Origin of the sequence: Nocardia sp. NBC_01503 (genome assembly GCF_036327755.1) — a bacterium.
GTDB lineage: Bacteria > Actinomycetota > Actinomycetes > Mycobacteriales > Mycobacteriaceae > Nocardia.
In genome coordinates this window covers 6,845,485-6,858,123 of sequence record NZ_CP109596.1, presented here as the reverse complement: position 1 = coordinate 6,858,123, position 12,639 = coordinate 6,845,485, and the positions used below count along the sequence as shown (strand labels likewise).

General features: G+C 69.3%; 10 protein-coding genes. 4 read left to right on the top strand and 6 right to left on the bottom strand.

Translation table 11 applies throughout. The features are described from left to right. Positions 1 to 286 precede the first annotated feature (286 nt). The 6 genes from OHB26_RS31410 to OHB26_RS31385 form a co-directional block, all read right to left on the bottom strand. Positions 287 to 3,250 (bottom strand): crotonase/enoyl-CoA hydratase family protein, encoded by a 2,964-nt coding sequence (locus tag OHB26_RS31410; RefSeq protein WP_330180871.1) that lies wholly within the window; start codon positions 3,248 to 3,250, stop codon positions 287 to 289. Between the two features lie 405 nt (positions 3,251 to 3,655). Further along, positions 3,656 to 4,894 (bottom strand): cysteine--1-D-myo-inosityl 2-amino-2-deoxy-alpha-D-glucopyranoside ligase, encoded by a 1,239-nt coding sequence (gene mshC / locus OHB26_RS31405; protein WP_330180870.1) that lies wholly within the window; start codon positions 4,892 to 4,894, stop codon positions 3,656 to 3,658. A gap of 166 nt (positions 4,895 to 5,060) precedes the next feature. Then, the gene (locus OHB26_RS31400) at positions 5,061 to 5,846 is read right to left on the bottom strand and encodes an SCO1664 family protein (protein WP_442943052.1); all 786 of its coding nucleotides are present in this window, start codon (positions 5,844 to 5,846) and stop codon (positions 5,061 to 5,063) included. Next, positions 5,842 to 6,429, bottom strand: coding sequence for a DUF3090 domain-containing protein (locus tag OHB26_RS31395; protein WP_067563343.1), 588 nt, complete (start codon positions 6,427 to 6,429; stop codon positions 5,842 to 5,844). The genes OHB26_RS31400 and OHB26_RS31395 overlap by 5 nt, the downstream gene beginning before the upstream one ends. 27 nt (positions 6,430 to 6,456) lie before the next feature. Further along, entirely contained in the window at positions 6,457 to 7,191 is a 735-nt protein-coding gene (locus tag OHB26_RS31390; protein ID WP_330180868.1) for a histidine phosphatase family protein, read from the bottom strand. Between the two features lie 16 nt (positions 7,192 to 7,207). Beyond that, entirely contained in the window at positions 7,208 to 8,155 is a 948-nt protein-coding gene (locus tag OHB26_RS31385; protein WP_442942762.1) for an undecaprenyl-diphosphate phosphatase, read from the bottom strand. 240 nt (positions 8,156 to 8,395) lie between these two features. Between OHB26_RS31385 and OHB26_RS31380 the strand changes: the two genes are divergently transcribed. The 4 genes from OHB26_RS31380 to OHB26_RS31365 all read left to right on the top strand — a co-directional run bounded on the left by OHB26_RS31380 (position 8,396) and on the right by OHB26_RS31365 (position 12,608). Further along, positions 8,396 to 9,358 carry an aldo/keto reductase gene (locus tag OHB26_RS31380; protein WP_330185837.1) on the top strand — a complete coding sequence of 321 codons (963 nt, stop codon included), beginning with the start codon at positions 8,396 to 8,398 and terminating at the stop codon, positions 9,356 to 9,358. Between the two features lie 21 nt (positions 9,359 to 9,379). Next, positions 9,380 to 10,423, top strand: a complete 1,044-nt coding sequence (locus OHB26_RS31375) for a heme/hemin ABC transporter substrate-binding protein (RefSeq protein WP_330180866.1) — start codon at positions 9,380 to 9,382, stop codon at positions 10,421 to 10,423. A 212-nt stretch (positions 10,424 to 10,635) separates the two neighbouring features. Further along, positions 10,636 to 11,757, top strand: coding sequence for a FecCD family ABC transporter permease (locus OHB26_RS31370; protein ID WP_330180865.1), 1,122 nt, complete (start codon positions 10,636 to 10,638; stop codon positions 11,755 to 11,757). After that, a complete protein-coding gene (locus OHB26_RS31365; protein WP_442942761.1) occupies positions 11,754 to 12,608 on the top strand; it encodes a heme ABC transporter ATP-binding protein in 855 nt (284 codons plus the stop codon). Before OHB26_RS31370 ends, OHB26_RS31365 begins: the two co-directional genes overlap by 4 nt. The last annotated feature ends 31 nt before the right edge of the window (positions 12,609 to 12,639 follow it).

Below are 12,639 nucleotides of genomic sequence, written 5' to 3'. Positions count from 1 at the left end.
TCGAGGTGACCCGGCCCCCGCGCCGGGATCGGCGCAAGGGCTGTGGGGGTGCCGCGATTCGGCGAACCCCCGACCGCACCCACCGTCAGCGGCGAGTGCGACTGTGCGACAACATATTCGAACGATGCGACCGAGGCGGGCAAATCGCGCTCCCGCCCGGGTGTGACCCGCCCGGCGGGATTCGCCGCGCGCCCTGGGCACGAGTCGCCGTAGCGGCCCGGCGGTCCGGGCCACAGGCACCGAACCACCGGGAGACCACGCACTCACCGGGCACGAGAACCCGCGCTCAGCGGCCGCGCCACACCGGATCGCGCTTCTCGACGAACGCGCGCATACCCTCGCCCGCGTCCTGCGAGGACAGCGCGGCCGCGGCGACCTGACCCTGCCGCGCGAACGCCTCGGCGGTCGACCAATCCGGGGCCTGGTCGATGATCTGCTTACCCGCGTCGATACTCAACGGGGCGTTCACCGCGATCCGCTCGGCCAACTCCAGCGCCGCCTCCAGGGCCTCGCCCGGTGCGGCGACCTGATTGATCAAACCCAGCTCGGCCGCGCGCGCCGCGGTGATCGGATCACCGGTCAGGGTCAACTCCATCGCGATCGCGCGCGGCAGGCGCTGAGACAGGCGCAGCACGCCGCCGCCCACCGCGACCAGGCCACGTTTGACCTCCGGAATACCGAAGGTCGAATCCCGCGCCGCCACGATCAGATCCGCCGACAGCGCCAACTCACAACCACCGGCCAGCGCCGGGCCCTCCACGGCGGCGATGAGAGGTTTACGCGGCGGCTCGGACACGATGCCCAGGATGCCGCGCTTCTCGGTGACCGGCACCTCCCCCCGCGCGGCGGCCTTGAGATCCATTCCGGCACTGAAATATCCGCCCGCACCGGTGAGAATCGCGATGCGCGCGTTCGGATCGGCCTCATAGGCGTCGATCGCGCGCTCGAGGCCCAGCGCGGTCGCCAGATCGATCGCATTGCGGGCCTGCGGGCGATTGATCGTGATGATCATGACGTGCCCGCGCCGCTCGATCAGCACCGGAGCCGGCGGCGCAGCGGGCAACTCGACCCGATCGGTACCGGTCACGGTGACCGAATCACCGGCCACGGTGACCGGCAGGCCCAGCCAATCGGAGTCGGTGAGCGCGGTCAAGGTCTGCGAATCGGTGCTGCGCACCAGGATTCGCTCACCCTTGGCGGTGAGCACGCTCAGGATCGCCGCCTCGGGCACACCCAGGCGGTCATAGGGCAGCGTGTACGCCTCGACCACCGCAGGACCCTCATATCCGGTGCGGGCCGGGCGGGCCGCAGGATGCTCGATCACCGGGGTCAGATGCCGGTACGCCGACTTCGGCGGGGTCGCCGAATACACCCCGATCGCGTGCTTGGTCAGATACCAGCCCAACGAGGTTGCCAGACCGAAGGATTCGGGTTCGGCGCGCAGCCGCTGCACCAGGGTCGCCACCGCGTGCCCGCCATAGTTGTTGCCCGGACCGCCGCCGAAGGTCAAACCACCGGTCACCGACAGCGGCCGCTTGGGATCATCGGCGGCCAGACCCAATTCGCGGGCCGCGATCTGCACCGCGACCGGGAAACACGCGTACAGATCCACATGCGCGATCTCCTCGATCCCACGACCCGCATGTTCGAGCACCGCCGCACCCAGGGCCCGGATCGCCGGGGAAGCCGCCAATTCGGTGCGCTCGGAGACGAACCACTCATCGCTACCGGAGGCGCCCGCGTGCAGGAACACCCACTTGTCCTGCGGAATCCCGGCCGCCTCCGCCGCCGCGGCACTGCACATGATCAGACCACTGGCCATATCGACCGTCAGATTCGCGCACTCGAGCTTGGTATACGGGGCGGAGATCATCCGATTCGCCTCGGACACCGTGGCGATCTCCTCGGGCGTGAACTCCTGCGGCTGCCAGGCATGGGGATTGCCCGCCGCCACCGCCGAGAACCGCGACCACAATTCGGCCACCGCACGCGCGTGCTCGGCGGGCGTGCGGCCCAGGCGATGCCGGTTCGCCGACTCGAGCAGCGCGTACATATTGATCGGAGCCAACAACCCCGCCGCGGTCTCCGCGGCGTTGTTGGCGGGTTTGTCGATACCGACCGTGCGCGTGGGCCGCACACTCGAACCCTGTCGCGGCCAATCTAATTCGATTCCCGCGCGCTGGGCCGCGGCCTGGGTGGCACCGGCCTCCGCGCCGGTCACCAACACGATGTCGTAATCGCCGGCGGCGATCGCGGCGGCGGCCTCATTGATCACCAACTGGCCACCGTCCCCGCCGAAGGGACTGGACTGCACCGTCTGCACCGGACCCGCACCCACCGCGGCCGCCACCAGCGCACCCAGATCCCCGTACTGCCAGGAGGTCGGCGATACCGAGAACACCGCGTCCGCGCGCTCGAGCAGGCCCGCGCCCGCACCGGTATCGGCGGCCGCGGCCCGCAGCGCGCGCACCGCCAACTCCGACGGATCCGGATAACCGGGATCGGGCGTGCGCGAGACCACCTGACCCACACCCACCAGCACCGGGGTCGTCGGGGCCAGCACCACGCCGGAAGCCTTGTGCCGCACCGCCTTGCGTGCCGCACGCGCGGGCTCGGTGCCCGCGGCGGCGATCACCGCGGGCAGGGCGGCCAGCGAATCGCGCAGTGCGTCACCGAGACTGCGCGCCACCGTCGCACCCAACGGGCCCTCGATCGGCTGGCCCGCCAACCCCGCGTCCACATGCACCACCGCACCGGAGTCGTTGCCGGTCACCGTGATCCACAAGCCCAGCGCCAGCCCCTGCGGCCCGGTACCCCGCATCCGCAGGCCCGTCTCGTTCACCTCGAGCACCCGCCAGCGCAGATCCGCCGGAATACCCATGAACTTGGCGACCTGCGCGAATTCCAGGCCCGCCTCGGCCTGCCCGGGAGCCTCGTCCCGCCAGCCGCCATGAAAGGTGATCCACTCCGGAATATGCTGCAAACCGGTCAGATACGCCGTGACCCGCGCCGCGTCGAGAGCGACCTCCTGTGCGGCGTACGCGGACCGGATGAACTCGCTCAATCCCGCGGGCGGCACATGATCCCCGACCGGGGCCGCTACCGGTTCGGCGATGTCGCGCCCGGTGAATCCGGCCACCAGGTCCCGCACGATCCGCGGATCACGCGCCATCGCGCCCAGCAGCTCACCCCCCGCCCGGATCTGCTTGCGCACGGCACGGAATCGATCGAACCCGGGAACCGCAGTCACCTCGGGACCTCCTCTTCGAGGGTGAGAGCATCAATGCCTCACCGTATCGCCCAAACCCGGCAAAAGGGAGGGCGGATTCCCTCGGGCGCGGGCGACCTGATCGAAATGCGGCACCACCCCGTCCTCCCGGTAGGCGGTCGGCCGGGATCCACACCGGATGCGGTCCAACCGGTTTGAGTGGATCCCGGCCGAAAACGTGCCCGGATGACGAGGTGGCGCGCGCCAGGATGACGAGGTGGCGCGCGCCGGGACAGCCGCTGGGCACGGGCCCGGATGGCGGGTGGCGCGCGCCGGAACGACCGGTGGTGCGCGAAACGGTGACCGGTGACGAAAGGTTGACCGGTGACGCCGCGGAACGACGGGGTGGTCGGCGAAGTGTTTTACGGGGGTGTCAGGACCCGCGGGTCAGAGCTGAATGCCCAGCAGGGCATCGACCGCATCGCGGATCAACGCGGGCGCATCGGCGTCCGGCCCGCCGTAGGTCAGCGCCTGGGTGGCCCAGGCATCCACCGCGGCAAGGGCTTTGGGGGTGTCCAGATCATCGGCCAGATGCTGGCGCAGCCGGGCGACGGTGTCCTGCGCGGCCGGACCCGAGGCCAGAGCGGTCGCGCTTCGCCAGCGATCCAGGCGTGAAAGCGCTTCGGAGAGCACCGCATCGGACCATTCGCGATCCTGGCGGTAATGCCCGGCGAACAATCCCAGGCGAATCGCGGCCGGATCGGTGCCCGAGCGGCGCAGCTTGGACACGAAGACCAGATTGCCGCGCGACTTGGACATCTTCTCCCCGTCCAGGCCGATCAATCCGGCGTGCACATAGTGCCGGGCGAAGCGCCGGCCCTTGACCAGGGCCTCGGCATGGGCGGAGGAGTACTCGTGATGCGGGTAGATCAGATCGCTGCCGCCACCCTGGATATCGAATTCGGTGCCGATGCGGTTCAACGCGATCGCCGCACACTCGATATGCCAGCCCGGGCGACCCGCACCGAACGGCGCGGGCCAGGACGGCTCACCCGCGCGCGCGGCCCGCCACAGCAGCGCGTCGATCGGATCGCGCTTACCCGGACGCTCGGGATCGCCACCGCGTTCGGCGAACAGGCGATCCATGGTGGCCCGGTCATAGCCGGACTCGTAGCCGAACTGTTCGGTCGCGTCATGACGGAAGTACACATCCGGATACTGCGGATCCTCGACCACATACGCCGCACCCGAGGCCAGCAGCTTGTCGACGAGCTCGACCACCTCCTGCACCGATTCGATCGCGCCGATGTAATGCGCGGGCGGCACCACACGCAGGGCTTCCATATCCTCGCGGAACAGATCGATCTCGCGGGTGCCCAGATCACGCCAGTCGATGCCGTCGCGGGCCGCGCGCTCGAACAGCGGATCATCGACATCGGTGACGTTCTGCACGTAGTGCACCTCATGCCCGGCATCGCGCCACAACCGGTTGACCAGGTCGAAGCTCAGGTAGGTGGCCGCATGCCCGAGGTGGGTGGCGTCATAGGGGGTGATGCCGCAGACGTACATGGTGGCGGTCGCCCCGGGGGTGACCGGGCGCACCTGCCGGTCGGCGGTGTCGTACAAACGCAACGCCGGTCCGGATCCGGGGACGGTCGGGACAGCGATATCGGACCAGGACTGCATGAATCGAGGTTAACTGTGCGACGGGCATGCGACCCGCCCGCCCCCCGGTCACCGGTCTCCGGGCACCGCTGCGGGCATACCGGACGACCAGCGCCTTGATACCGTCCGCGCGCACGTCAAGGGTTGAAATCATGACGCAGACAACGTTCTCGGCCTACGAAAAGACTCAGAAAGCGGGCCAGGGGATCGGGCGCTGACTGGACGGTAGCGGCATCACCGGATTCTCCAGCAGCGCCTGCCCGCGCGCCTCGAGCGCCCGCACCTCGGCCTCGGTGATCAACTCCGACAGTCGCGTTCCGAGCTCCCCGGGCAGCGCCTTCACCAAAACCGTGATGTCGGTGAGCAATTCGTCATCGAGGGTCTCCCCGGCCCAGCCCCACAGCACCGTGCGCAATTTGGGTTCGGTATTGAGGCAGATACCGTGATCGACCCCGTACACACGCCCGTCCACCCCGGACAGCACATGCCCGCCCTTGCGGTCGGCATTGTTGATCAGCACGTCGAGCACCGCCATCCGCAGCAGCCGCGGATCGTGCGCGTGCACCAGCGACACCGGATGCCCGGACGGGTCCAGCGCGCGCAACACCTCCCGATAGCCCTCGGGGATCTCACCCACGGGCACCAGATCCACCAATTCCGGGCCTTCTTCAGGGGTGTCCACCCACCGCTGCACCATGCCCGGCCCGTACGGGCCCTCGCGCAGCACGGTTTCGGGAATCACGCCCCACCCCAGCGCCTGCGACACCGCATAGGAGGCGACCTCGCGTTCGGCCAGGGTGCCGTCCGGGAAATCCCACAGCGGCCGCTCCCCGCGCACCGGTTTGTACACCACCCGCAGCGGATGCGGCCCATCCTGTTCGGCCTCGCACACCAGCGTCACATTGCTGGCGGTGGTGACCTGCCCGATCACCGTCAGTTCGGCGGTGCGCAGCGGGTCGTTCGACACATCAATCCTCTAGCTCGGTGGTGGCGCCGAAGATATCGCCACGCTTGTACCCATTGGTGCGCACGCACATATGCCCGTTCGGGGACAGCGGTTCATTGCACAGCGGACACGGCGGGCGCCCGGCCGCGATCACCCGGGTGGAGCGCAAGGCGAATTCACGCGCCTGCACCGGGGTCAGGAACACCCGCACCGCATCCGGACCCTCCTCGGTGTCATCGAGGACCACCGATTCGTCGACCTCGGTTTCGGTGATGGCCAGCAGCTCCACCACCACCGCGTTGGCGTCCGCGTCCCAGCCCAGACCCATGGTGCCGACCCGGAACTCGGCCTCGATGGGGGTGGCCAGCGGCGCGATATCGGACACATCGGCGGGCTGCGGCGGCACCGGGGTGCCGAAGCGGCGCGCCACCTCGTCCAGCAACAACCCCATCCGATCGGCCAGCACCTTGACCTGCTGCTTCTCCAGCAGCACGCTCACCACGCGCGGATCCTGCACAGCCTGCAGGTAGAAAGCGCGATCGCCCGGCTCACCGACGGTACCGGCGATGAATCGATCGGGGGTGCGGAAAATATGGATTGCTCGGCCCATGGCACCTCCTCCAAAGCTCACTCACCACTAAGACTCGGGGCGCTCCGTATCCCCATTATCGCCACTGCTGGTATTGCCCGTTTCGCCTCCGGGCACCGGGCCCGATCTCGATTCGCCGCCGGTTTGCGGCGAAATCGCCGCCAGGGCGGACAGATCCGAGCCGGTATCGTTCACCCGCCACACATACGGGGCGGTCGGACTGTAGCGGACCACGCTGATCGACGCGGGTTCCACCACGATCCGCTGGAAACCGTCCAGATGGATTCCGAACGCGTCCGCCAGCAGCGACTTGATCACATCCCCGTGGGTGCACGCCACCCACAACACATCGCCGCCGTGTTTTTCTGCCAATATCCGGTCATGTTCGCGCACAGCGGAAACCGCGCGGAACTGTACCTGCGCCAAACCCTCCCCGGAGGGGAACACCGCACCCGAGGCGTGCCGCTGCACCACCTTCCACAGCGGTTCGCTCACCAGCTCACCCAGCGCCCGACCGGTCCAGTCGCCGTAGTCCACTTCCAGCAGGCGCTCATCGGGTTCGGCCTCGATACCGAGCTTGTCGGCAAGGGGTGCGACCGTGCGCTGACAGCGCAACAACGGCGAGGTCACGATGTGTTCGATGGGTAACGCGCCGAGGCGCTGAGCGACCGTCTGGGCCTGCTCGCGCCCACGGTCGGTGAGATCGACTCCGGCGCTACGCCCGGCCAGGGTGCGGGCAGTGTTCGACGTGGAGACGCCGTGCCGCAACAGGATCACCGTCACCGCAACAGCCTACTTGTCAGGTCGCACTCACGACGCCGGTCGCCAGCAGCGCCATCACCGTCACCCCGAGCAGGATGCGGTAGCCCACGAACCAATCCAGCGAGTGCTTGGTGACGAAGCGCAGCAGCCAGGCGACCGAGGCGTATCCGACCAGGAACGAGATGACGGTGGCGACCAGGATCTGCATACCCGAGGCGTTGAGGCCCTCACCGGCGGGTTCGAAGGCGTCCGGCAGCGAGAACAGACCCGAGGCCAGCACCGCCGGAATCGCGAGCAGGAATGAGAAGCGCACCGCGGCCTCGCGGGTCAGGCCGATGAACAGGCCCGCCGACGAGGTTGCGCCCGAACGCGACACGCCCGGGATGAGCGCCAGACATTGGGACAGGCCCATGATGATGCCGTCGCGGGTGGTGAGCTGCTCGATCGGACGGCGCTTGCTGCCGTAGTACTCCGCGGCCGCGATCACCAGCGCGAACAGGATCAGCATGGTCGAGACCAGCCACAGATTCCTTGCCCCGGTACGGATTTGGTCCTTCAACAGGAATCCGATGACACCGATCGGGATGGTGGCGATGATCACATACCAGCCGATGCGGTAGTCGAGTTCGCGCTGCGAATCCTCGTCCAGCACATAGCCGCCCGGAATATCGTCGCGATAGACCGGCAGCTGGGTGGTGGGCTGTTCGCTCAACGGCACCCGCACCGGTTCGCGGCCGGTGACCTTCCAGGACATGGTGGTGAACCAGGCCACCAGGATTCGCCAGATGTCCTTGGCGAAATACACCAGTACCGCGGCCTCGGTGCCCAGCTGGGTGACCGCGGTGAACGACGCGCCCGCGTCGTCGCCGAAGAACACCGCCGACACGATGCGCATGTGCGCCGAGGACGAAATCGGCAGAAACTCCGTCAAGCCCTGCACCAGACCCAAAATCAGCGCCTGCACCCACGTCATCGACTCGCCCACGCACACCCTCCAGTTCCCGAATCGTCGGCTGCCGGTGGACAATTCGCCCACGCGCGGCGCGATCGCCGCGAACACCGCCCGCGACCCTACAGGGCGGCGCGCCCGGGCTCGCAGCGGAAGCACCCAACCCGGTGAAGTGAGGGGACACCGCGCGTGTGGCCGCGGCGCGGCGAGGCATAGCGGGGCGGAGGAGGCTCGTGCGCTTAGGCTGACGCGTGTGACGAAAGTGCATGCGCGGTGATGGAACAGCGGACGGTGGGGCGCAGCGGGCTCCGAGTATCCCGGCTCGGACTGGCCACCCACACCTGGGGCCGGGAGACCGACGCCGAGGACGCGGCAGCACAATTGGCCGCCTTCGCCGAGGCGGGCGGCACCCTGGTGGACACCTCCCCCGCCTACTGCGACGGTGCGGCACAACGCATTCTGGGCCCGCTGGTGCGTGAGCTCGGGCGCGAGGAACTGGTGTTGAGCGTCTGCTCCGGACAGCGGGCCACCCGTACCGATCCGGCCGCCGGACCCGCGCCCGCGCCGGTGCGCTGGCGGGTGGACGCCTCGCGCCGCACCATGATGCGCCAACTCGATCAGACCCTGGAGTTGCTGGGCACCGATCACCTGGATCTGTGGACCGTGGCCGCCTGGGATCCGCACACCCCGCTCGAAGAGGTCGCCGCCACACTCGAATACGCGGTCCGCACCGGACGGGTGCGCTACGCCGGCGTGCGCGGCTACGACGGCTGGCAGCTGGCGACGCTGGCCTGCACCGCGCCGCTGACCGCCGCGCAGACCCCCTACTCGCTGCTGGCGCGTGGCGTCGAACACGAATTCGTGCCCGCCGCACAGCATCACGGCCTGGGCATCATCGCCACCGCACCGTTGGCGGGCGGCATTCTCACCGGCAAATACCGTGACGGCGTGCCCGCGGATTCGCGTGGTGCGGACGAGGCCACCGCCGCGGAGATCAACGCCACCCTCGACGATCGGGCCGTGCGCGTGGTCGACGCGGTGGTCACCGCCGCCGACGGTCTGGGCACCTCACCGCTGGCCGTGGCGCTGGCCTGGATTCGTGACCAGCCCGGCGTGGCCAGCATGATCGTCGGGGCCCGCGATATCGGCCAGCTCACCGGTGTGCTGGCCGCGGAAACCCTGGAACTGCCGCGCGCCATCACCGCCGCATTGGGCGACGTCAGTGCACGCACCGAATGAGCGATGGCTAGCCTTACCTGCATGAGGTGTCTCGTAAATGCCCGATCGGCCGTCCTGCTGCGCACCGCGGTGGCGGTGCTCGCGGGCGGTCTGGTCCTGGGCGCGACCGCCTGCACCAGCAGCGGCGGCGGCAGCGTCGCCGGACAGCAGGGACCGGCCACCGCGACCGTCGGCGACGCCGATCCGGTGCCGATCGGACCCGAACCCACCCCGACCCTGCCGGTCACCGTGCACAACTACGACGGCGGCGAGGTGACCGTCACCGACTCCAGCCGCATCATCGCCGTGGACCGCTCGGGCACCTTCGCCCAGACCGTGTACGCGCTCGGACTGGGCTCGAAACTGGTGGGCCGCTCCACCTCCGCGGCGTTCCCCGCGGTCAAGGATGTGCCGAACGTGGCGGGTGGTTCGGGCTCGATGAGCGTGGAAGCCATTGCCGCACTGCGGCCTTCGGTCCTGCTCACCGACAGCACCAGCGCCACCCCGGTCATGCGCGATCAATTGAAGGCCCTGGGTATCGCGACGGTGTACCTCGATCCCGAGCGCACCATCGACGGTGTCGGCCCGCAGATCGAAGCCGTCGCCAACGCGCTCGGAGTTCCCGACGCCGGTAGGAAGCTCGCCCAGCGCACCAAGGACGAGATCGCCGCGGCCACCGCGACCGTGCCCGCGCGCGATCCCGAGCTGCGCATCGCCTTCCTGTATCTGCGCAGTACCGCCATCACCATGATCGCCGGACCCGGTTCGGGCGCGGACTCGCTCATCGCCGCCCTCGGCGCGACCGATGCGGGCACCGCCTCGGGAATCAGGGAACCGTTCATCCCGATCACCAGCGAAGCCCTCATCGCCGCCGCACCCGAGGTGCTGCTGGTCATGTCCGACGGCCTGTCCTCGGTCGGCGGCGTCGACGGACTGGCCAAGGTCCCGGGCATCGCCCAAACCCCCGCGGGCAAGAACAAGCGCGTCGTGGACATGTCCGACGCCGTCGTACTGAGCTTCGGCCCCAACACCGGTCGCGTCGTGGCGGCCCTGGCCAAGGCCATCTACGGCGAAAAGACCGCATGACCGAGGCGCGCCGCCCCACCCACCTCGACCCACAGGATTCGACCGTGCCCCCAGCGGATTCCCCCGCACCAGCGGATTCCCCCGCACCGGCGGATGCCCCGCTCGCACAGCAGGATTCGACTGAACCCTCCCCCGGGATCACGGACGCGCCCGCACCGGAGCGCAACGGCGTCCGGTCGGCCGGCGAAGACCTCCATGCACACGGTGCACATATGCGGTCCGTGCCGGAATCGGTGGATTTGAACGCCGAAGTGGATTCGATTGCGGTGCACGGCAAGCCGGTGACCGGGCGCGGTGGTTCCCGCTCGCGCACGACGGCGATCTTCGCCGGGGCGCTGCTGGGTCTGATCGTGCTGGCGTTGATCTCGGCGGCCGTGGGTCAGGTGCCGACCACACCCCTCGAGGTCGCGGGCAGTTTCCTGCATCGCATCGGCTTGGACTGGGGGCCGATGCCCGCACATCCCGCCGGTGATGTGACCCTGTGGGAAGTGCGGTTCCCGCGCGTGGTGATGGCCATGCTCGTCGGCGCGGCCCTGGCCACAGCGGGTGCGCTGTTGCAGGGTGTCTTCGCCAATCCCCTGGCCGAACCCGGTGTCATCGGTGTCTCCGCGGGTGCGGCGGTCGGTGCGGGCACGGTCATCGTCGTCGGTGGCACGTTCGTGGCGTCCTGGTCGGTGGCCGCGGGTGCGTTCGTCGCCGGACTGCTGACCACCCTGCTGGTCTATGTGCTCTCGCGCTCCAACGGTCGCACCGAGGTGGTGACCCTGGTGCTGACCGGTGTGGCCATCAACGCCTTCGCGGGCGGACTCATCTCGTTCCTGCTGTTCAGCGCCTCTCCGGCCGCGCGCGATCAGATCGTGTTCTGGCAGATGGGCAGCCTCAACGGCGCGACCTGGCAATCGGTCGCGGTGGTCGCGCCGCTCACCGCGCTCGGGGTCGCGGCCGCGGTACTGATGGCACCGCGCCTGGACCTGCTGGCGCTCGGTGAATCCGCGGCCCGGCATCTGGGCGTGGATGTGGAACGCCTGCGCCGCAATGTGATCGTCGTGGTCGCGATCCTGGCCACCGCCGGCGTCGCCTTCACCGGCATCATCCTGTTCGTCGGATTGATCGTGCCGCATCTGGTGCGCATGATGGTCGGCCCCGCCCATCGGGTGCTGATCCCGCTGTCCGCGATCGTGGGCGCGGTGGTGCTGGTCGCGGCCGATATCGGCGCCCGCGCCCTGGTGCACAATGCCGACCTGCCGCTGGGCATGCTCACCTCCCTGGTGGGCGGACCCTTCTTCTTCTGGCTGCTGCGGCGCACCCGCGCCCGTTCGGGAGGCTGGGCGTGAGCACCGTATTGCGAAGTATCACCGGCGTTTTCGCCCGCCCGCACGAACTGCCCGCCACCCCGGCCCCGGGAACGGTCACCCTGCGCGCCCGCGGTGTCGGCCTGACCCGCACCGGCGGCAACCGAGTCCTGGACGGCGTGGACTTCGACGTCCTCGCCGGACAGATCGTGGCCCTGGTCGGCCCCAACGGCGCGGGCAAATCCACGCTGCTGGCCGCCCTCGCCGGGGAACTCGAACCCTCGCACGGCACAGTCGAACTCGACGGCAAACCCCTCACCGACTGGGCACCCCTGGACATGGCCCGCCGCCGCGCGGTCCTGCCGCAGAACCACACCGTCGGATTCCCCTTCACCGCACGTGAAGTCGTCGCCATGGGCCGCGCCCCCTGGGCCCGCACCGGCCGCCAGGACGCCGATGAGAAGATCATCGCCGAGGCCCTGGCCGCCACCGACGTGGAACACCTTGCCGCGCGCGCCTTCCCGGCCCTGTCCGGTGGTGAACGCGCCCGCGTCGCCCTGGCCCGCGTCCTGGCCCAGGACACCGCGACCCTGCTGCTGGACGAACCCACCGCCGCTCTGGACCTGGGCCACCAGGAACAGGTCCTGCACCTGGCCCGCGAACGCGCCGCCACCGGAGCCGCGGTCGTGGTGGTGCTGCACGACCTCGGTGTCGCCGCCGCCTACGCCGACCGCGTCGCGGTGCTGGACTCCGGTCGCCTCGCCGCCGACGGCCCACCCCGTGAGGTCCTGACCACCGAACTACTCACCCGCGTCTACAAACACCCGGTCGATGTCTTCGACCATCCCGAGACCGGTGCGCAGTTGGTGCTCCCGGTGCGCAGACGACACTGAACACCCCGTCGGCCACGCCGCATGCGGAGCC

Coding starts and splice junctions, on each gene's coding strand:
- mshC (WP_330180870.1), bottom strand. CDS start 4,894: ATGCAGTCCTGGTCCGATATCGCTGTCCCGACCGTCCCCGGATCCGGA.
- OHB26_RS31395 (WP_067563343.1), bottom strand. CDS start 6,429: ATGGGCCGAGCAATCCATATTTTCCGCACCCCCGATCGATTCATCGCC.
- OHB26_RS31380 (WP_330185837.1), top strand. CDS start 8,396: ATGGAACAGCGGACGGTGGGGCGCAGCGGGCTCCGAGTATCCCGGCTC.
- OHB26_RS31375 (WP_330180866.1), top strand. CDS start 9,380: ATGAGGTGTCTCGTAAATGCCCGATCGGCCGTCCTGCTGCGCACCGCG.
- OHB26_RS31370 (WP_330180865.1), top strand. CDS start 10,636: ATGCGGTCCGTGCCGGAATCGGTGGATTTGAACGCCGAAGTGGATTCG.